This window comes from Streptomyces sp. NPDC053493, assembly GCF_044544825.1.
Lineage (GTDB): Bacteria > Actinomycetota > Actinomycetes > Streptomycetales > Streptomycetaceae > Streptomyces.
The window spans coordinates 157,810-178,346 of record NZ_JBITXS010000006.1 but is presented as its reverse complement, the minus strand read 5'-3'; the positions used below and the strand labels follow the sequence as shown (position 1 = coordinate 178,346).

The following is a 20,537-nucleotide window of genomic DNA, read 5'->3' as shown; positions in this document are numbered from 1 at the left end:
TTTTGTCGGGGGGGATCTAAAATTGCCGGGGGGCACGGTCGTTTTAACCGGCAACACCTCCATCGAGGGACGAGAAGGCCGGCCGCCCACCCCGGTACGGGGGGGGGCGGCCGGCCTGCACTGGACCGACCAGTCTACGTCGCGGTCACTCCCGGCGCACGGATTTACCGCCGTAGCGGTTACCGAGCGTTGAAGTACTTCGCCTCGGGGTGATGGATGACGATGGCGTCCGTGGACTGCTCCGGGTGGAGCTGGAACTCCTCCGAGAGGTGGACGCCGATCCGCTCCGGCTCCAGGAGCTCGGCGATCTTCGCCCGGTCCTCCAGGTCGGGGCAGGCGCCGTAGCCGAGCGAGAAGCGCGCGCCGCGGTACTTGAGGGCGAACATGTCCTCGACGTTCGCCGGGTCCTCGCCGCCGAAGCCGAGCTCGGCGCGGACCCGGGCGTGCCAGTACTCGGCGAGGGCCTCGGCCAGCTGTACGGACAGACCGTGCAGCTCCAGGTAGTCGCGGTAGGAGTCGGACTCGAACAGCTTGGCCGTGGCCTCGCCGATCTTCGAGCCGACGGTGACGACCTGGAGGCCGACGACGTCGGTCTCGCCGGACTCCTCCGGGCGGAAGAAGTCCGCGAGGCACAGCCGCCGGCCGCGCCGCTGGCGCGGGAAGGTGAAGCGGGTGCGCTCGTTGCCGGCCTCGTCGAGGATGATCAGGTCGTCACCCTTGGAGACGCAGGGGAAGTAGCCGTGGACGACGGCCGCTTCGAGCAGGTTCTCCGTGTGCAGGCGCTCCAGCCAGCCGCGCAGGCGCGGCCGGCCCTCGGTCTCGACCAGTTCCTCGTACGAGGGGCCGTCGCCGGCCCGGTTCTGCTTGAGGCCCCACTGGCCCTTGAAGAGGGCGCCCTCGTCGAGCCAGGAGGCGTACTCCTTGAGCTGGATGCCCTTGACGACGCGGGTGCCCCAGAACGGCGGGGCCGGCACCGGGTTGTCGGTGGCGACGTCCGAGCGGCCGCCCGGCTCCGGCTCCTCGACCTGGAGGGTGGCGGCGCCCTTGGCGACCCGGCGCTGCTTGAGCTCGGGCAGGGTGGCGCCGGGCACGCCGCGCTTGACCGCGACGAGGGCGTCCATCAGGCGCAGGCCCTCGAAGGCGTCGCGGGCGTAGCGGACCTCGCCCTGGTAGATCTCGTGGAGGTCCTGCTCGACGTAGGCCCGGGTGAGGGCGGCGCCGCCGAGGATCACCGGGTACTTCGCGGCCAGCTCGCGCTGGTTCAGCTCCTCCAGGTTCTCCTTCATGATCACCGTGGACTTCACCAGGAGACCGGACATGCCGATGACGTCGGCCCGGTGCTCCTCGGCGGCTTCCAGGATCGCGGAGACGGGCTGCTTGATGCCGAGGTTGACGACGTTGTAGCCGTTGTTGGAGAGGATGATGTCCACGAGGTTCTTGCCGATGTCGTGGACGTCGCCGCGGACGGTGGCGAGGACGATGGTGCCCTTGCCGTCCGCGTCGGACTTCTCCATGTGCGGCTCCAGATAGGCCACCGCGGTCTTCATGACCTCGGCGGACTGGAGCACGAACGGCAGCTGCATCTGGCCGGAGCCGAACAGCTCGCCGACCACCTTCATGCCGTCGAGCAGCGTGTTGTTGACGATGTCGAGGGCCGGCGTGGTCGTGAGCGCCTCGTCGAGGTCCGCCTCCAGGCCGTTCTTCTCGCCGTCGATGATCCGACGCTTGAGGCGCTCCTCCAGCGGCAGGGCGAGGAGTTCCTCGGCCTTGCCGGCCTTGAGCGACTTGGCGGTGGCGCCCTCGAAGAGGGCCATCAGCTTCTGGAGCGGGTCGTAGCCCTCGCTGCGCCGGTCGTAGATCAGGTCCAGGGCGGTGGTGACCTGCTCCTCGTCGAAGCGGGCGATCGGGAGGATCTTGCTCGCGTGGACGATGGCCGAGTCGAGGCCCGCCTTGACGCACTCGTCGAGGAAGACCGAGTTGAGCAGGATGCGGGCGGCCGGGTTGAGGCCGAAGGAGATGTTGGACAGGCCGAGCGTGGTCTGGACGTCCGGGTGGCGGCGCTTGAGCTCGCGGATCGCCTCGATGGTGGCGATGCCGTCCTTGCGCGACTCCTCCTGGCCGGTGCAGATGGTGAAGGTCAGGGTGTCGATGAGGATGTCCGACTCGAGGATGCCCCAGTTGCCGGTGAGGTCGGCGATGAGCCGCTCGGCGATCTCGACCTTCTTCTCCGGCGTGCGGGCCTGGCCCTCCTCGTCGATGGTGAGGGCGATCAGCGCGGCGCCGTGCTCCTGGGCCAGACGGGTGACCTTGGCGAAGCGGGACTCGGGTCCGTCGCCGTCCTCGTAGTTGACCGAGTTGATGACGGCGCGGCCGCCCAGCTTCTCCAGGCCGGCCCGGATGACCTCGACCTCGGTGGAGTCGAGCACGATCGGCAGCGTGGAGGCGGTGGCGAAGCGGCCGGCGAGCTCCTCCATGTCGGCGACGCCGTCGCGGCCCACGTAGTCGACGCAGAGGTCGAGCATGTGGGCGCCCTCGCGGATCTGGTCGCGGGCCATCTCGACGCAGTCGTCCCAGCGGCCCTCCAGCATGGCCTCGCGGAACTTCTTCGAGCCGTTGGCGTTCGTCCGCTCGCCGATGGCGAGGTACGAGGTGTCCTGGCGGAAGGGGACGGTCTGGTAGAGCGAGGCGGCGCCGGGCTCGGGGCGCGGCTCGCGGGCCGTCGGGGTGAGGCCCTGGACCCGCTCGACGACCTGGCGCAGGTGCTCGGGAGTCGTACCGCAGCAGCCGCCGATGAGGGACAGGCCGTACTCGCGGACGAAGGTCTCCTGGGCGTCGGCGAGCTCGGCCGGCGACAGCGGGTAGTGGGCGCCGTCGGAGGTGAGCACGGGCAGGCCGGCGTTGGGCATGCAGGAGAGCGGGATGCGCGAGTGGCGGGCGAGGTAGCGCAGGTGCTCGCTCATCTCGGCGGGGCCGGTGGCGCAGTTCAGGCCGATCATGTCGATGCCGAGCGGCTCGAGCGCGGTGAGCGCGGCGCCGATCTCGGAGCCGAGCAGCAAGGTGCCGGTGGTCTCGACGGTGACCGAACAGATCAGCGGCACGTCGACGCCGAGGGCGTCGAGGGCGCGGCGGGCGCCGATGATCGAGGACTTGGTCTGGAGCAGGTCCTGGGTGGTCTCGACGAGCAGCGCGTCGGCGCCGCCGGAGATCAGGCCCTCGGCGTTCTGCTGGTAGGCGTCGCGCAGGGTGGTGTACGGGGCGTGGCCGAGGGTCGGCAGCTTGGTGCCGGGGCCCATGGAGCCGAGGACCCACCGCTGCCGGCCGGTGCTCGCGGTGAACTCGTCGGCGATCTCGCGGGCGATGCGGGCGCCGGCCTCGGACAGCTCGTGGACGCGCTCGGGGATGTCGTACTCGCCGAGGGCGGCGTGGTTGGCGCCGAAGGTGTTGGTCTCGACGCAGTCGACGCCGGCGGAGAAGTACTCCTGGTGGACCGAGCGGACGATGTCGGGCCGGGTGATGTTGAGGATCTCGTTGCAGCCCTCGAGGTTCTGGAAGTCCTCGAGACTGGGGTCCTGTGCCTGGAGCATGGTGCCCATGGCGCCGTCGGCCACGACGACTCGGGTGGCGAGTGCTTCGCGGAGCGCGGCCGCTCGGCTCTGGAGGTCGGCGGAAGGGTTCGGCGACGAGGCCATGGATGGGGCTCCCTGGGATGCGACGGCTGTCGGCTTTGCGCACTCGGCGGAGCGCGCACGGGCCCAGAGTAGCCGTGTGAGCGCCGGGGTGGACATGGGGTTCCAGCTGGTGGACGGCATCCTGTGTGCGGGGACTCCCGGTACGGCCCGTTCTTGTTCGACACTGTCTGGTGTGACACAAGGTCGGCATCGACCGATAGTGTTCAGCATTGTCGAACAGCATGTGAGGGAGAAGGGCCGGGCGATGGCGAAGAACATCCAGTCGCTTGAACGGGCGGCGGCGATGCTGCGACTGCTCGCGGGCGGCGAGCGCCGGCTCGGCCTGTCCGACATCGCCTCCTCGCTGGGCCTGGCCAAGGGCACGGCGCACGGCATCCTGCGCACCCTGCAGGCCGAGGGCTTCGTGGAGCAGGACGCGGCCTCGGGCCGCTACCAGCTGGGCGCCGAGCTGCTGCGGCTCGGCAACAGCTATCTGGACGTGCACGAGCTGCGCGCCCGGGCCCTGGTGTGGACCGACGACCTGGCCCGCTCCAGCGGCGAGAGCGTCCATCTGGGCGTGCTGCACCAGCAGGGCGTGCTGATCGTGCACCACGTCTTCCGGCCCGACGACAGCCGCCAGGTCCTGGAGGTGGGCGCCATGCAGCCTCTGCACTCCACGGCTCTGGGCAAGGTCCTCTCGGCGTACGACCCGGTGGCCCACAGCGAGGCGGTGGAGGTCGAACGGGAGCCGTTCACCCCGCGTACCGTCACCGCGCTGGCGGACTTCGAGACGCTGCTCGACATGACCAGGGCGCGCGGCTGGGCCGCGGACGTGGAGGAGACCTGGGAGGGCGTGGCCTCGGTGGCGGCGCCGATCCACGACCGGCGGCGGATGCCGGTGGGCGCCGTGGCCATCACCGGCGCGGTGGAGCGGGTCTGCGCCGGTGGCGAGCTGCGCTCGGAGCTGGTGGCGGCGGTACGGGACTGCGCGCGGGCGGTCTCCAGGGATCTGGGAGCGGGCCGCTTCTGACCTGATTCCGACCTGCGGCGCCGCGCCGCCCGGACGACACTGAACCCGTCGGTAACGATCGCGTTATCGGCGGGTTTTTCGCGCCCGCGACCCTTGACGCGCTGTTAACCGTGGCGCAAAACTTCCGTTCATCGGTCGGCATTGTCGAACAGCTACCGGCAATACGCGCTAAGGTGTGACAGTGCCAAGGGCCGGCAACGCCCTCATTCGAGGGCGCGGACCACCGGAGGGACCCGTGGTTCGCCTTCCCCTGGACGAAGGACAAAGGAGTCGCGGGTGTCCAGCTCCGACATCTTCATCGGCGAGACCATCGGTACCGCCGTACTCATCCTGCTCGGCGGTGGCGTCTGCGCCGCCGTCACGCTCAAGAGCTCCAAGGCCCGCAACGCGGGCTGGCTCGCGATCACCTTCGGGTGGGGCTTCGCCGTCATGACGGCGGTCTACATGACCGCTTCCCTCTCCGGCGCCCATCTGAACCCCGCCGTCACGATCGGCATAGCGATCAAGGACGGGGACTGGAGCGACGTGCCGGTCTACGTCGCCGGCCAGATGCTCGGCGCCATGATCGGCGCGGCGCTGGTCTGGGTGGCCTACTACGGCCAGTTCCGGGCCCACCTCACGGACGAGTCGATCATCTCCACCCCGCACGAGGAGGGCATGGTCGACCAGAAGGCCGCCCCCAAGGCCGGTCCGGTGCTCGGCATCTTCTCGACCGGCCCGGAGATCCGTAACCCCTGGCAGAACCTGGCCACCGAGATCATCGGCACCGTGGTGCTGGTGCTCGCCGTGCTCACCCAGGGCCTCAACGACAGCGGCAAGGGCCTCGGCGTCATCGGCGCCCTGATCACCGCCTTCGTCGTCGTCTCCATCGGCCTCTCGCTCGGCGGCCCGACCGGCTACGCGATCAACCCGGCCCGCGACCTCGGACCGCGCATCGTGCACGCCCTGCTGCCGCTGCCGAACAAGGGCGGCTCCGACTGGAGCTACGCCTGGATCCCGGTCGTCGGCCCGCTGGTCGGCGGCGCCATCGCCGCGGGTATCTACAACATCGCGTTCGCCTGAGCCGTCCTTCCTCCAGATTCCAGGAGTCATCCGTGACCGACGCCCACACCTCCGCCACCTCCACCCACGGCGCGGGGCCGTTCATCGCGGCCATCGACCAGGGCACCACCTCCTCCCGCTGCATCGTGTTCGACAAGGACGGCCGGATCGTCTCCGTCGACCAGAAGGAGCACGAGCAGATCTTCCCGAAGCCGGGCTGGGTCGAGCACGACGCCACCGAGATCTGGACCAACGTCCAGGAGGTCGTCGCCGGCGCCATCGCCAAGGCCGGGATCACCGCCGCCGACGTCAAGGCGATCGGCATCACCAACCAGCGCGAGACCACCCTGCTGTGGGACAAGAACACCGGTGAGCCCGTCCACAACGCCCTCGTCTGGCAGGACACCCGCACCGACGCCCTGTGCAAGGAGCTCGGCCGCAACGTCGGCCAGGACCGCTTCCGCCGCGAGACCGGCCTCCCGCTCGCCTCGTACTTCTCCGGCCCGAAGGTCCGCTGGCTGCTCGACAACGTCGAGGGCCTGCGCGAGCGCGCCGAGCGCGGCGAGATCCTCTTCGGCACCATGGACTCCTGGGTCATCTGGAACCTGACCGGCGGTGTCGACGGCGGCGTCCACGTCACCGACGTCACCAACGCCTCGCGCACCCTCCTGATGAACCTGCACGAGATGGCCTGGGACGAGCGCATCCTCGCCTCCATCGACATCCCGGCCGCCGTACTGCCCGAGATCCGCTCCTCCGCCGAGGTGTACGGCACGGTCAAGGGCGGCGTCCTCGACGGCGTCCCGGTCGCCTCCGCGCTCGGCGACCAGCAGGCCGCGCTGTTCGGCCAGACCTGTTTCGCCGAGGGCGAGGCCAAGTCCACGTACGGCACCGGCACGTTCATGCTGATGAACACCGGTGACAAGATCATCAACTCCTACAGCGGCCTGCTGACCACCGTCGGCTACCGGATCGGCGACGAGAAGCCGGTCTACGCCCTGGAGGGCTCGATCGCCGTCACCGGTTCGCTCGTCCAGTGGATGCGCGACCAGATGGGCCTCATCAAGTCCGCCGCGGAGATCGAGACCCTCGCCTCCTCCGTCGAGGACAACGGCGGCGCCTACTTCGTGCCGGCCTTCTCCGGCCTCTTCGCCCCGTACTGGCGCTCCGACGCCCGCGGTGTGATCGCCGGCCTCACCCGTTACGTCACCAAGGCGCACATCGCCCGCGCCGTCCTCGAGGCCACCGCCTGGCAGACCCGCGAGATCACCGACGCCATGACCAAGGACTCCGGCGTCGAGCTGACCGCGCTCAAGGTCGACGGCGGCATGACCTCCAACAACCTGCTGATGCAGACCCTCTCGGACTTCCTGGACGCGCCCGTCGTGCGCCCCATGGTCGCCGAGACCACCTGCCTCGGCGCCGCCTACGCCGCCGGCCTGGCCGTCGGCTTCTGGCCCGACACCGACGCGCTGCGCGCCAACTGGCGCCGGGCCGCCGAGTGGACCCCTCGCATGGACGCCGACAAGCGCGACAGCGAGTACAAGAACTGGCTCAAGGCCGTAGAGCGCTCCATGGGCTGGCTCGAAGAAGAAGAGAACTGACGAGGAGTAAGTTGCGATGACCACCCTGCAGAGCCTCCCCTCCCTGGGGATGCACCCGGCTGCCGGTTCCCTTCCGACCCGCGCCGAGACCCGGGAGCAGCTGTCCAAGGCGACGTACGACCTCCTGGTGATCGGCGGCGGCATCCTGGGCATCTCCACCGCCTGGCACGCCGCGCAGTCCGGACTGCGGGTGGCGCTGGTGGACGCCGGCGACTTCGCCGGCGCCACCTCCTCCGCCTCCTCCAAGCTCCTCCACGGCGGTCTGCGCTACCTGCAGACCGGCGCGGTCAAGCTGGTCGCGGAGAACCACTTCGAGCGGCGCGCGGTCTCCCGCCAGGTCGCTCCCCACCTGTCCAACCCGCTCACCTTCTACCTGCCCGTCTACAAGGGCGGCCCGCACGGCGCGGCCAAGCTCGGCGCCGGCGTCTTCGCCTACAGCGCGCTGTCCGCCTTCGGCGACGGCGTCGGCCACCTGCTGAGCCCCGCCAAGGCCGCCCAGGACGTGCCGGAGCTGCGCACCGACAACCTCAAGGCCGTCGCCGTCTACGGCGACGACCAGATGAACGACTCCCGCATGGCCCTGATGACCGTGCGCGCCGCGGTCGACGCCGGCGCGGTCGTCCTCAACCACGCCGAGGTCACCGGCCTGCGCTTCACCCGCGGCCGGGTCACCGGCGCGGAGCTCCGGGACCGGCTGTCCGGCGACGAGTTCGGCGTGAGCGCCCGCCTGGTGCTCAACGCCACCGGCCCGTGGGTCGACCACCTGCGCCGGATGGAGGACCCGAACGCGGCTCCCTCCATCCGCCTCTCCAAGGGCGCCCACCTGGTCCTCAAGCGGACCTCGCCCTGGAAGGCCGCGCTGGCCACCCCGATCGACAAGTACCGGATCACCTTCGCCCTCCCCTGGGAGGACATGCTGCTGCTCGGCACCACCGACGAGGAGTACGAGGGCGACCCGGGCGCGGTCGCGGTCAACGACAAGGACATCGCCCAGATCCTGGACGAGGCCGCCTTCTCCATCCGCGACCAGCAGCTCGACCGCTCCCTGATCACCTACGCCTTCGCCGGTCTGCGGGTGCTGCCGGGCGGTCCCGGCGACACCTCCAAGGCCAAGCGCGAGACGGTCGTCACCGAGGGCCGCGGCGGCATGCTGTCGGTGGCCGGCGGCAAGTGGACCACCTTCCGCCACATCGGCCGCACCATCATGAAGAAGCTGGAGTCGCTGCCGGGCGGGCCGCTCGGCGACGACTACGAGCCGGTCGCCACGCTGCCGAAGCGGCTGCCGCTGCCCGGCATCGCCAACCCGAACGCGGTGGCCCACCGGCTGCTCGTGGACGGCCCGGCGCCCGGCCCGCGGATGTCCGCCGACACCGCCAAGCACCTGGCCACCCACTACGGCTCGCTCTCCTTCGACATCGCCCGCATGGCGAACGAGAACCCGGAGCTGGCCGAGCGCATCCACCCGGACGCGCCGGAGATCTGGGCGCAGGTCGCCTACGCCCGTGACCACGAGTGGGCCGAGACGGCGGACGACGTGCTGCGCCGCCGCACCACGCTGACCATCCGCGGTCTGGCCACGGACGAGATCCGCGGCAAGGTCGAGGACATGCTGCGCAAGTAGCCCTTGCCGGCGCGGGTTTCGTCAGGGGCGGTCTCCTGGGAGACCGCCCCTGACGCGTGCTGCTCCTGGCGCGTGCCGCACGCGCCCTGCTCCGGAGGGGTGCTCCTGGGCGCGCCATCCCGCCGCCACACGTCCGCAACACTCGGCGCGCAGAGTTGAACCATGAAGTTTCAGGTGCTCTCCCTCATCGGCCACGCCCCGCACCCGCTGACCGGCGAACTGCCCTCCGCCGCCGACCGGTTGGAGCAGGTCCTGGCGGTCGGCGAGGTCGCCGAGCGGCTCGGCTTCGACGCGTACTCCCTGGGCGAGCGGCACGCCGGCCCGTTCCTCTCCTCCAGCCCCTCGGTGCTGCTCGGCGCGCTGGCCGCCCGCACCTCCCGCATCCGCCTGCTGACCGGTGTCACCGTCGTCGCGATCCTCGACCCGGTGCGGGTCGCCGAGGACTACGCCACGCTCGACCAGCTCTCCCGGGGCCGGATCGAGCTCGTCGTCGGCAAGGGCGCCGAGGCCGGGCACTTCGACCTCTTCGGCCTCGACGAGCAGCGCCAGTGGGACCTGCAGAAGGAGAAGTTCGAACTCCTGCGCCGGCTGTGGACGGAGGAGGGCGTGGACTGGGAGGGCGAGTTCCGGCCGGCCCTGAGGAACACGACCACCCTGCCCCGCCCGTACGCCGGCCCGCCCAGGATCTGGCACGGCTCGGCCACCAGCCTCAACTCGCCCGAGCTCGCCGCCCGGCACGGCGACCCGCTGTTCACCGCCAACGCCATTCAGCCCCGTGAGGCGTACGCGAAGCTCATCGCCCACTACCGGCGGCGGTTCGAGGAGTACGGGCACGACCCGAAGGACGCGCGCGTGGCGGCCGGTTCCGGCGGGCTGCTCATCGCGGACACCGCCGAACAGGCCGTCAGCCGCTACCGGGACCTGTACGAGGCCAAGGTGCGCCAGTCCTTCCGGCCCGACCTGGAGGGCAAGGCCGGCTACAACACCCCCTTCCGCACCATCGAGGAGGCCGTCGCCGACGGCCCGCAGCTGATCGGCTCGCCGCAGCAGATCATCGACAAGGTCCTCGGCTTCCACGAGGTGTACCGCCACGACCTCCAGTCGGTTACCGTCGACGCCTTCGGGCAGTCCACGGCGGAGCAGATCGAGACGCTGGAACGGTTCGCCGAGGAGATCGCCCCGGTACTGCGGAAGGAGGCTCCGAGCACGCTCTGGGAGGACTGACTCCGACACGCGTGCCGACGGGAGTTCCTGGGTAGTCGATCAAGGCCGAGACGGCTCTCGGGCGTGTTCGAGGGCTGCGGGCGGGCCGCCGGAAAGGCATAAGGTTGGTCCGTACGACAGGAACTTCGACGAAGGAGGCGCTGGGTGATCGAGCTCGAGGGGGTTCCCGAGCTGATCGACCCGGTCATGGTGGCCGCGTTCGAGGGGTGGAACGACGCCGGTGACGCCGCCTCCGCCGCGGTCGCCCATCTGGACCGGGAGTGGAAGGGAGAGGTGTTCGCGGCGCTCGACGCCGAGGACTACTACGACTTCCAGGTCAACCGGCCCACGGTGTGGCTGGACGGCGGGGTCCGCAAGATCACCTGGCCCACCACCCGGCTCTCGGTGGTGCGGATCGGCGGTGACAAGCCCCGGGACCTCGTCCTGGTGCGCGGGATCGAGCCGTCGATGCGCTGGCGTTCGTTCTGCAACGAGCTGCTCGGCTTCGCCCACGAGCTGGGCGTGGAGATGGTGGTGATCCTGGGCGCCCTGCTGGGCGACACCCCGCACACCCGCCCGGTGCCGGTCAGCGGCGTCACCTCCGACCCCGACCTGGCCCGGACGATGGACCTGGAGGAGACGCGGTACGAGGGCCCGACGGGCATCGTGGGCATCCTCCAGGAGGCCTGCACGCACGCCGGTGTGCCGGCGGTCAGCCTCTGGGCGGCCGTCCCGCACTACGTGTCGCAGCCGCCGAACCCGAAGGCGACGCTGGCGCTGCTCAACCGCCTCGAGGACCTGATCGGCCTGCACATCCCGCTGGGCGAGCTGCCCGAGGACGCGCGGGCCTGGCAGCTGGGCGTGGACCAGCTGGCGGCCGAGGACAGCGAGGTCGCCGAGTACGTGCAGACGCTGGAGGAGGCGCGGGACACGGCGGAGCTGCCCGAGGCCTCCGGCGAGGCCATCGCCCGCGAGTTCGAGCGTTATCTGCGGCGGCGCGAGCCGGGCCAGGGCCCGGGCTCCGGTCCGGGAGTGGCGACGGAGGGCGGCGACACCTCGTACCTGCGGGACGCCCCGAGCGGGCGCACCCGCCCGCCGAAGCCGCAGCAGCCGGGCCCCGAGGCGGTGCCGGGCGCGGAACCGACGAGCCCGGAGCCGACGGGCCCGGAGTCGACGGGCCCGGAGTCGACGGGCCCGGAGTCGACGGGCCCGGAGTCGACGGTTGAAGGGCCGTCCGGCGAAGGGCCGCGGGGCGAGGAGCCGCCGGCCCAGGACCGGGACCCGTCCGCCGAGGAGCGGGACGGCGACGACGCCGAGGAGTGAGCGGTACGGGAGGGACGGCGCGGCCGCCCCTCCCGTACGGCGTCATGCGGACCCGGTCGATCTGGTCGATCAGGCCGTTCGCGTCACGCGCACCGGAACCGGGAATTCGCCCAGTCCGCGTGGTCGCCGCTCTTGGAGCCGTTGGTGTCGGTGACCTTCAGGTGGACATGGCGGGCGCCGGTCACGTCGACGTCCACCGGGAGGGTCGCCGAGGCTCCGGTCAGCCGCGGCGAGGTCCAGAGCACCTTGCCGTCCGCCTCGACGGAGAAGGCCACGTCGCCGTAGCCGTTGATCTCGTCGTCGATGCCGACGTCGGCGGTGAAGGCGGTGCAGCGGCCGCCGAGGTAGACCTCGATGTCGGAGTCGGCGTGGGCGCCGATGCCCTTGGCGTAGGTGGTGCCGGCCAGGGTGAGGGTCCGGCCGTCCGCGGCGCCCGACTCGCCGTTGGAGCGGTCGCGTTCGGGCGGGCCCCAGCCGTTGGTCGCTTTCAGCCAGACGAGATCGCTCGCCCAGGCCGGCGCGGTCGGCGGCGGCGGCATCACGCCGACGGCGAACCGCTGGGTCGCGGTGCGGTCGGCTCCCGCCGCCCGGTGGCGGACGGACGCGGTGAGCACGGCCTCGCCGGGAGCGGCGTCCCGGGCCGGCGTCACGGCGACCTCGACCCGCCGGGTGGTGCCGGCCGGTATGCGGGCGATCGGGGCGGCCGGGGCGACCTGCCAGCCGGCCGGGGCGTTCAGCGCGACCTCGACGCCGGTGGCGTCCTTGGTGCCGGCGGTGACGTCGACGGCCACCGTGCCGGGCACGCCGGCGCCCAGTTCCTGGCCGGCGGGCGCGGTCGTGGTGGCGCCGGCTCCCGGTGCGGCTCCGCCGACGGCGCTGGTGCCGGCGAGCACGAGGCCGAAGGCGCGGTCGGTGGGCTGGGCGCCGGTCTTGACCTGCACCACTCCGCCGCGGTCGTCGCGGTCGTACCACCAGCCCTGCCCGGCGGCCTCGAAGGCGGCCTTCGAGGTGAAGCGGGGCAGCGCGCGGCCGCCCAGCGTCACGCCGCCGGGCGCGTCGCCGGTGTGGACGGTGAAGCGGTACGGCCGGGCCGCGGGCTTGCCGGTGTAGTCGCCGTTGCTCGCGCCGATCCGCACGGTCACGTCGCCCGCTCCGCGCTGCGGCGCCCCCACCTCGGCGAGCTGGGTGGCGTACCGGCCGGCGCGGTGCTCGCGGGTGACGCCGTCGTCCTCGTACAGCTCGAAGGAGGACCGGCCCTGCGGGTAGATGTCCCAGGCGATCGGGTCGCCCGGCCTGCGGTCGGTGTACGAGCGGATGCCGCCGGGCCACATGGGGACGGCGGCGCCGGCGCGGACGAACAGGGGCAGGGTGTCGAGCGGGGCGCTGTAGTCGTCGAGGGTGACGGGGCCCTCGTAGGTGCGCCCGTTCCAGTAGTCGATCCAGGTGCCCTTCGGCAGGTAGATGCCGTCGCGCTCCACCGCGTCCCTGTAGACCGGGGCCACGAGGAAGTCCTGGCCGCTGAGGAACTCGTACGTGGCGGCGTCGGTGGCCGCCACCGGGTCGTCGGGGTACTCGAGGGCGAGCGGCCGGGCGACGCCGACGCCGGTCCGCGTGGCCTGGTGGGCGTGCGAGTAGAGGTACGGCAGCAGCGCCTCGTGGAGCTTGAGGGAGGCGCGGTTGATCGAGGTGTACGGCTCGCCGTACCGGAAGGGCTGCTTGTCCTGGGCCGCCCAGCCGTCCATCGTCATGGTGACCGGGAGGAACATCTTCCACTGCAGGTCACGGGTGTACGTCTTGGGGCTGCCGCCGAAGATGCCGTCGACGTCGCCGGTGGTGTAGGCGAGTCCGGACATCGAGGCGCCGGCGTAGGTGGGGATCTGCCAGCGGATGTACTCCCAGCTTCCGGACTGGTCGCCGGACCACTGGACGCCGCAGCGCTGGGCGCCCGCCCAGCTCTCGGGCGCCCAGGTGAAGCCGCGGGCGTCGCTGTTGGCCTCGATGCCGGCGTAGGCGTCCTTGCAGCCGTCGAGCGCGAACTTGTAGCCGTCGCCGACCCAGGCGACGTCGAGCTTGGCGACCCGCTGGCCGGCCTTCACCTGCTCGCCGAGCCGGTCGATGCCGTCCTCGGTCCACAGGCCGAGCTGGGTGCCGCGCTGCCGAAGGCCCTGGGCGGTCTCGGCGAGGTTCTCGTAGCCGCAGCCGTAGCCGTCGTTGACGAGCATCCAGCCGTTGGGCATGTCGTGCTGGACGTAGCCGTCGGCGACCTTCAGCGCGTCGAGGGTGTGGCGTTCGCCGCGGTTGGCGTTGTGGAGGTAGCAGTCGGCGTCGCCGATCTCCAGGCCGTAGACGGGCGGCATGAAGGGCTTGCCGGTGAGCTTGGTGTACTGGCCGATGACGTCCTTGAGGGCGTCCTTGCCGCTGCCGGCGAAGTAGTAGGCGTCGAAGCGCCGTTCGCGGGCGGTGGTGGTCACCGGCTCGCCGAAGGTGTAGGTGCCCGGCGCGTAGGTGTTGCGGTAGACGCCGTAACCGGCGGAGGAGAGGTAGAACGGGACGGAGTTGGGGTGGCCTCCGTCGTTCCAGTTGTAGTCGACGCCGACCTCGACGGTCTTGCCGCGGTGCGAGGTGTTGCCGCGGCCGTTCTGCATGCCGGCGCCGTAGAACTGCTCGTCGGCGCCGCGGGCCAGGGTCTGGACGGTGCGGTCCTGGTTCCAGGTGAGGCCCTGGGTCTCGGACCACAGGAGGCTGCCGTCGGCGCGGACGGCGGCGAAGCGCAGCGGGGACTTGTAGGCGCGCAGGGTCACCTGGGAGGTGCTGAGTTCGTAGGCGTCGCCACGGTCGGTCCACCGGGTGGCGGGCGGCGGGCCCTGCGGCAGGACCACGTCCTGGCCGGTCGGGTCGGTGAACTTCCCGTCGGGGGCGAGTTCGATGCGGAAGGTCTCGTCGGACACGAAGCTGACCCGGGCCTCGCTGTGGCCGGCGGTGAGCCGGTAGACGGCTCCGTCGGCGGCGAAGCCGGTGACGGCCCCGACGGTGGTGTCGGGCTGGTCGGCGGGATCGGCCGCGGCGCTGCCGCCGGGTCCGGCGAAGGCGGTGAGCAGGCCGAGGAGTGTGCCTGCGACTGCAGCTCTCATGCGCATTGATGATTGCATGGGGCCTATTTAGCGCAGAATCGAGCGCAGCGGTAGGGCAAAACGGAAACCGCCCTTGGACTTCGCGGAGAAGTCCAAGGGCGGCTGTGGGTGCGGGAGTCGCGCGGCGGTGTCGCTAGAGGGCGACGCCCAGGAGCGCGTCGACGGCGCGGGAGACGAGGCCGGGAGCGGACTCGTCGGTGCCGCCTTCGACGGCCTGGAGCTCGGTCCAGCGGTCGACCGCGGCCAGCGCGGCCGGGGCGTCCAGGTCGTCGGCCAGCGCCTCGCGGATCTCCTCGACGAGCGCGTCCGCGGACGGACCGTCGGGGCGCGAGACGGCGGCGCGCCAGCGGCCGAGCCGCTCGACGGCGTCCCGCAGGACGTCGTCGGTCCACTCCCAGTCGGCCCGGTAGTGGTGCGAGAGCAGCGCGAGCCGGATGGCGGCCGGGTCGACGCCCTCCCTGCGGAGCGTGGAGACGAAGACCAGGTTGCCCTTGGACTTGGACATCTTCTCGCCGTTCAGGGCGACCATGCCGGCGTGGACGTAGGCCCGGGCCATGGGGAACTCGCCGGTGAGCGCCTGGGCGTGCGAGGCGCCCATCTCGTGGTGCGGGAAGATCAGGTCGGAGCCGCCGCCCTGTACGTCGAAGCCCATGCCGAGGTGGTCGAGGGCGATGGCGACGCACTCGATGTGCCAGCCCGGGCGGCCGGGGCCGAGGGTGCCACCGTCCCAGCTGGGCTCGCCCTCGCGGGCGGCCATCCACAGCATCGGGTCGAGCGGGTTCTTCTTGCCCGGGCGGTCCGGGTCGCCGCCGCGCTCGCCGGACAGGTGTCGCATCAGCTCGGTGTCGTAGTGCGAGACCTGCCCGAAGTGCGGGTCGGCCTCGACCGAGAAGTAGATGTCGCCGTCGAGTTCGTAGGCGGCGCCGGAGTCGCGCAGCCGCTCGACGAGCGGGACGATGCCCGGTATGGCCTCGACCGCGCCGATGTAGTGCTGCGGGGGCAGCATGCGCAGCGCGGTCATGTCCTCGCGGAACAGCGCGGTCTCGCGCTCGGCGAGGCCGACCCAGTCGATCCCGTCCCGGACGGCCCGCTCGAGCAGCGGGTCGTCCACGTCGGTCACGTTCTGGACGTAGTGAACCTGCCGCTTGGTGTCGAGCCACACGCGCTGAACGAGGTCGAACGCGTTGTAGGTCGCCGCGTGACCCATGTGGGTCGCGTCGTAGGGCGTGATGCCGCAGACGTAGAGGCGGGCGACGGGGCCGGGGTCGAGGGTCACTCGTCCACCGGTCGCGGTGTCGTGAATCCGGAGGTCGCGGCCCTTGCCGGGCAGGGCGGGGACCTCAGAAGCGGGCCAGGCATGCATGCCCCGAGCGTAACCGGACAGGTGTTCCGGATACGAACCGCACCCAGATCTTGGCCGATGAGGCGGTCTTGCGAGGCGAGACGGATTGTGCATACCCCCAGGGGGTGTTCCGTCACCTAGGGAAGTTGGCCGAAAACCGTCGCCGGACGGCCGGACCCGGCCGCCGAACGGCCCGTCGTCACACGGGCGGCCACGGAATCGCCGGCCACTGCCCCGACGGTACGGGATGCCGCCCGGTCCTGCGCAGCCCGGCCACCCGCTCGCGCAGCGCGTCCACCTCGGCGGCCGTCAGCAGCCCGGCGAGCCGTTCGGCCAGACGGGTGCCGGGAGCGAGGCGCGCGTCCAGCGCGGCGAGCACACGGACGGCCTCCTCCGTGAGCTCCTCACCCGCCCAGCCCCACAACAGCGTGCGCAGCTTGTCCTCCACGTGGAAGGACACGCCGTGGTCGATGCCGTAGAGGTGACCGCCCGCCACGGGCAGCAGATGGCCGCCCTTGCGGTCACCGTTGTTGATGACGGCGTCCAGGACGGCCAGCCGGCGCAGCTGCGGGCTGTCGGCGTGCACGAGCAGCGCCGTGCGGTCCTCGGCGACCTGGGCGGGCCCCACGGCCTTCCAGCCCTCGCCGGCCTTCCAGCCCTCGCCGGCCTCCTCGTCCTCGACGAGGGCGAGCAGCGGCTCCGACGGGTCCGCCTCCACCCACAGCTGGACCATGCCCTCGCCGTACGGCCCGTCGCGCAGCACGGTCGGCGGCACCAGGTCCCAGCCGGTGGCCTCGGACAGCTCGAAGGCGGCCACCTCGCGCTGGGCGAGGGTGCCGTCGGGGAAGTCCCACAGCGGGCGCTCGCCGGCGACCGGCTTGTAGACGCAGGCCACCTCCTCGCCCGCACGGGCGACGGAGCAGAACAGCACCGCGTTGGACGCCTCGCGGACCTGCCCGCGCACGGTCAGCTCCCCCTCGGCGAGCAGATCGAGCGTCGTACGCTTCCGCTCCCGGGTCACGTCACCGCTCATGCGCCGCGACGGTATCCGTTCTGGCGCGGGCAGACATGGCCCTCGGGGTCCAGCGGCAGGCTGCACAGCGGGCACGGCGGGCGGCCGGCGTTGACCACGTCCAGGGCGCGCTTGGCGAAGGCCCGGGCCTGGGCGCCGGTCAGCCGGACCCGCAGCATCGGCGGGCCGTTCTCCTCGTCCTGCAGCAGCCGCTCCTCGGCCTCGGCGAGGTCCTCCTCGGACTCCACGTCGAGCTCGACGAGCGCCTGCGCCTCGACGATCATGCGCTGCTCCTCGCCGTCCCAGGCGAGCGCCATGGTGCCGACCCGGAACTCCTCCTCCACGGGCGTGTCGAGAGGAGCGGTGTCCGCGACCTCGGCGGGCGCGACCGCGGGCACCGGCGCGTTGCCGCCGGTGCGGCGCACCACCTCGTCGAGGAGTTCGTCGATCCGCTCGGCGAGGGCCGCGACCTGCGTCTTCTCCAGGGCGACACTGGTGACCCGGCCGCCCGCGGACGCCTGAAGGAAGAACGTACGGCGGCCAGGCAGCCCGACCGTGCCGGCCACGAAACGCTCCGGTGGGTCGTAGAGGAACACCTGACGGGACACGTTCCCGACTCCCTTGGGTCTCGACTGTGGTGCTGCGGACTGGTTTTACAGCGGCGCGTCCACCCTACTGCGCGGAGCGATCACGGTGCGCCCGCACCGCCCCCGACCTCCGCGGCCCCGCTGTCGGCGCCGGCCGGGGCCGCGCCGCCGTTCCCGGCCGACTCGCGCGGTGCGAGGGCGGCCAGGTCGCCGGTGTCGCCCAGCCGTACGAGGAACGGCCTCAGGCGCGTGTAGCGGACGACGGTGACGGAGCACGGGTCGACCTGGATGCGCTGGAAGAGGTCGAGGTGCAGGCCGAGGGCGTCGGCGACGAGGGCCTTGATGATGTCGCCGTGCGAGCACATGGCGTAGACGGCGTCCTCGCCGTGCTCGGCCTCGACGCGGGCGTTCCAGTCGCGTACGGCGTCCACGGCGCGGGCCTGCATGGCGCGCATCGACTCGCCGCCGGGGAAGGCGGCGGCCGAGGCGTGGGCCTGGACGACCTCCATGAGCGGCTCGTCCATGAGTTCGGCGAGCTTGCGGCCCGACCAGTCGCCGTAGTCGCACTCGCTGATCCGCTCGTCGGTGTGCAGCGAGAGCCCCGGCCGGGCGTCGAGCAGCGGCCGTACGGTCTCCTGGCAGCGCTGCAGCGGGCTGGAGACGACCGCGGCGAGCGGCACCCCGGCGAGGCGCCCGGGCAGCGCGGCGGCCTGGGCGGCGCCGCGCTCGTCGAGCGCGACTCCCGGCGTCCGCCCGGCGAGCACGCCGGAGGTGTTGGCGGTGGACCGCCCGTGCCGTACGAGGATCAGGGTGACCATGTCGGCCAGCCTAGGCGGTGTCTCGTCGATCAGGCCGGGGCGGGCTCGGCGCCGGGTGCGGGGAGCGGGCGGGGCGGGTGCGCGGGCGGGCTCGACCTCGGGTGCGTGGAGCGGACGCGCGGGCGGGCTCGGCGTCGGGTGCGTGGAGCGGGCGATGCGGGGAACAATACGGTCCGTGATCGTGGACTCAGCCATCTACCGGGACGGGCGCAGGACGGACGGCCCCGCCGACCTGTCGGACGCCCTCGACGAGGCGCGGGCGACCGGGGACGCCTTCCTGTGGGTGGGCCTCCACGAGCCCACGGAGGCCGAGTTCGACCATGTCTCCGCGGAGTTCGCGCTGCACCCGCTGGCCGTCGAGGACGCCCTGAAGGCGCACCAGCGGCCCAAGCTGGAGGTCTACGACGACTCGCTGTTCGTCGTGCTCAAGCCGGTGGTGTACGAGCCGGAGAGCGACCGGGTCACGTCGGGCGAGCTGATGGTGTTCATCGGCGACTCGTTCGTGGTGACCGTACGGCACGGCGAGGGCGCGCCGCTCGCGGCCGTACGGCAGCGCCTGGAGGCCGATCCCGAGCTCCTGAAGCACGGGCCCACGTCGGTGCTCTACGCGATCAGCGACGCGGTCGTGGACCACTACATCGACGTGGCCGGCGAGCTCCAGGTCGACCTGGAGGAGCTGGAGGCGGACGTGTTCGCACCGGCCCGGAGCAATCCCGGGCGGACGGCGGAGCGGATCTACACGGCGAAGCGCCAGGTCCTGGAGTTCCGCCGGGCGAGCAGTCCGCTGGCCGGCCCCATGGGCCGGCTCGCGACGGGCGCGGTGCCCTTCGTGCACGAACGCTCGATGCCGTTCTTCCGGGACGTCAACGACCATCTGCTGCGCGCCAACGAGCAGGTGGAGGGCCTGGACCGGCTGCTGTCGGACGTCCTGTCGGCGCATCTGGCGCAGATGGGCGTCCGGCAGAACGACGACATGCGCAAGATCTCCGCGTGGGCCGCCATGGCCGCGGTTCCCACGATGGTCGCGGGGATCTACGGCATGAACTTCGACCACATGCCGGAGCTGCATTGGGTGTGGTCGTACCCGGCGGTGATCCTGCTGATGGCCGGGTGCGTCGTGGGCCTCTACCGGCTGTTCAAGCGCCGCGGCTGGATGTAGCGGCGCTCGCGCACGGGAGGCGGAGAGGCAGCCCGCTCAGAAGGCGGGGGCCTTCAGAAGGCGGGAGCCGGGGTCGCCGGGCCGCCGAGGGCGTCGCGGCGCTCGGGCATCTTGAGGTCCACCATCCGGTGCCAGCCGGCGAGGCGCTCGTACGCGTACATGGCGTTGATGCCGGCGGCGAGGGCGGCGCCCTTGGCCCGGGGCCAGCGCAGGATGCGGCCCATGTGGCTCATCACGGCGAGGCTGACGTCCCGGTAGATCTTGATCTCGGCGAGCGCGGACTCCCGCAGGGTGCGCTGGATGAGCCGGCCGTGCCCCTCGTGGTTGAGGCGCAGCAGCTCCTCGTGGCAGTAGGCGAGGTGGTTGGCCTCGTCGTTGTCGATCATGTGGATGGCCTTGCCCAGCTCCGGGTGGTCCCCGAAGTACTTGACCAGCATGTCCATCTGGTCGGCGGCCCGCTGCTCGGTGACCCGGCTGTGGCTGAGGTAGACGACGATGTCCTTCTCGGTCAGCGGCTCTTCGCGGCGGAGCTTGTCGTGGGCGAGGCCGATCCCGTGCTGTTCGAGCAGCATCGTGTAGTCGGTCTCGGGCGGTACGGGAACGGGTTCGAGCCCTCGCTTCTTGAGCAGGGCGTTGAAGATCCGGCCGTGCTTGTCCTCGTCGGCGCCGTGCCGGGTGATCTTCGGCGCCATGTCCCGCATGCCGGGGGCGACGAGCGCCGCGATCCGGCCGTTCTCCCAGCCGCCCTGCGCCTCGCCACTGGCGGCGATGGAGCAGAAGAGCTGGAAGGACTCGTCGTTGTCGATGATTTCCTGGAACAGGTTCTTGGCCGTCAGCATGGCTGCCACCTCCCGTGGAGTTCGAGTCAAGTGCGCCGCGGCGAGGCGGGCAACAGGAGGGCGGCGACGCTGGGCCGAACGACGTACGGCGGGCGACGGGCACGAGGCGGCCGCGGCGGGCGGGGCGCCGGGCGGGCCGTGGACGAGGCGGGGCTGCGG

Annotated in this window: 14 protein-coding genes; 7 read left to right on the top strand and 7 right to left on the bottom strand. The window is 71.7% G+C overall.

All coding sequences use genetic code 11. The annotated features are described in order from the left end of the window. Positions 1-179: 179 nt before the first annotated feature. Complete coding sequence (gene metH / locus ACIGO8_RS19370; RefSeq protein WP_399731741.1) at positions 180-3,689, bottom strand: methionine synthase; 3,510 nt, start codon at positions 3,687-3,689, stop codon at positions 180-182. 244 nt (positions 3,690-3,933) lie between these two features. Between metH and ACIGO8_RS19365 the strand changes: the two genes are divergently transcribed. The 6 genes from ACIGO8_RS19365 to ACIGO8_RS19340 all read left to right on the top strand — a co-directional run bounded on the left by ACIGO8_RS19365 (position 3,934) and on the right by ACIGO8_RS19340 (position 11,490). Further along, on the top strand, positions 3,934-4,698 hold the full coding sequence (locus ACIGO8_RS19365) for an IclR family transcriptional regulator (RefSeq protein ID WP_399731738.1): 765 nt from the start codon (positions 3,934-3,936) through the stop codon (positions 4,696-4,698). 276 nt (positions 4,699-4,974) lie between these two features. Next, the gene (locus ACIGO8_RS19360) at positions 4,975-5,760 is read left to right on the top strand and encodes an MIP/aquaporin family protein (RefSeq protein ID WP_399731735.1); all 786 of its coding nucleotides are present in this window, start codon (positions 4,975-4,977) and stop codon (positions 5,758-5,760) included. A gap of 32 nt (positions 5,761-5,792) precedes the next feature. Continuing rightward, positions 5,793-7,343 (top strand): glycerol kinase GlpK, encoded by a 1,551-nt coding sequence (gene glpK, locus ACIGO8_RS19355; protein ID WP_399731732.1) that lies wholly within the window; start codon positions 5,793-5,795, stop codon positions 7,341-7,343. Positions 7,344-7,359: 16 nt separating this feature from the next. Then, positions 7,360-8,964: an FAD-dependent oxidoreductase gene (locus ACIGO8_RS19350; RefSeq protein WP_399731729.1), complete on the top strand. Its 1,605-nt coding sequence runs from the start codon at positions 7,360-7,362 to the stop codon at positions 8,962-8,964. Positions 8,965-9,126: 162 nt separating this feature from the next. Then, on the top strand, positions 9,127-10,188 hold the full coding sequence (locus ACIGO8_RS19345; RefSeq protein WP_399731726.1) for an LLM class flavin-dependent oxidoreductase: 1,062 nt from the start codon (positions 9,127-9,129) through the stop codon (positions 10,186-10,188). Positions 10,189-10,332: 144 nt separating this feature from the next. Further along, positions 10,333-11,490 (top strand): PAC2 family protein, encoded by a 1,158-nt coding sequence (locus ACIGO8_RS19340; RefSeq protein ID WP_399731723.1) that lies wholly within the window; start codon positions 10,333-10,335, stop codon positions 11,488-11,490. Positions 11,491-11,573: 83 nt separating this feature from the next. On the opposite strand, the gene ACIGO8_RS19335 is transcribed toward ACIGO8_RS19340, so the two are convergent. The 5 genes from ACIGO8_RS19335 to ACIGO8_RS19315 form a co-directional block, all read right to left on the bottom strand. Beyond that, the gene (locus ACIGO8_RS19335) at positions 11,574-14,639 is read right to left on the bottom strand and encodes an NPCBM/NEW2 domain-containing protein (protein ID WP_399731720.1); all 3,066 of its coding nucleotides are present in this window, start codon (positions 14,637-14,639) and stop codon (positions 11,574-11,576) included. A 115-nt stretch (positions 14,640-14,754) separates the two neighbouring features. Next, a complete protein-coding gene (mshC, locus tag ACIGO8_RS19330) occupies positions 14,755-15,984 on the bottom strand; it encodes a cysteine--1-D-myo-inosityl 2-amino-2-deoxy-alpha-D-glucopyranoside ligase (protein WP_399731717.1) in 1,230 nt (409 codons plus the stop codon). A 178-nt stretch (positions 15,985-16,162) separates the two neighbouring features. Beyond that, positions 16,163-17,029 (bottom strand): SCO1664 family protein, encoded by an 867-nt coding sequence (locus ACIGO8_RS19325; protein ID WP_399732416.1) that lies wholly within the window; start codon positions 17,027-17,029, stop codon positions 16,163-16,165. Further along, positions 16,993-17,583, bottom strand: a complete 591-nt coding sequence (locus ACIGO8_RS19320; RefSeq protein ID WP_399731714.1) for a DUF3090 domain-containing protein — start codon at positions 17,581-17,583, stop codon at positions 16,993-16,995. The genes ACIGO8_RS19325 and ACIGO8_RS19320 overlap by 37 nt, the downstream gene beginning before the upstream one ends. Positions 17,584-17,663: 80 nt before the next feature. Beyond that, positions 17,664-18,380: a histidine phosphatase family protein gene (locus ACIGO8_RS19315; RefSeq protein ID WP_399731710.1), complete on the bottom strand. Its 717-nt coding sequence runs from the start codon at positions 18,378-18,380 to the stop codon at positions 17,664-17,666. Positions 18,381-18,546: 166 nt separating this feature from the next. On the opposite strand from ACIGO8_RS19315, the gene ACIGO8_RS19310 reads away from it, so the two are divergent. Then, positions 18,547-19,539: a magnesium and cobalt transport protein CorA gene (locus ACIGO8_RS19310; RefSeq protein WP_399732414.1), complete on the top strand. Its 993-nt coding sequence runs from the start codon at positions 18,547-18,549 to the stop codon at positions 19,537-19,539. Positions 19,540-19,592: 53 nt separating this feature from the next. On the opposite strand, the gene ACIGO8_RS19305 is transcribed toward ACIGO8_RS19310, so the two are convergent. Then, positions 19,593-20,378, bottom strand: coding sequence for a ferritin-like domain-containing protein (locus ACIGO8_RS19305; protein WP_399731707.1), 786 nt, complete (start codon positions 20,376-20,378; stop codon positions 19,593-19,595). Positions 20,379-20,537 lie beyond the last annotated feature (159 nt).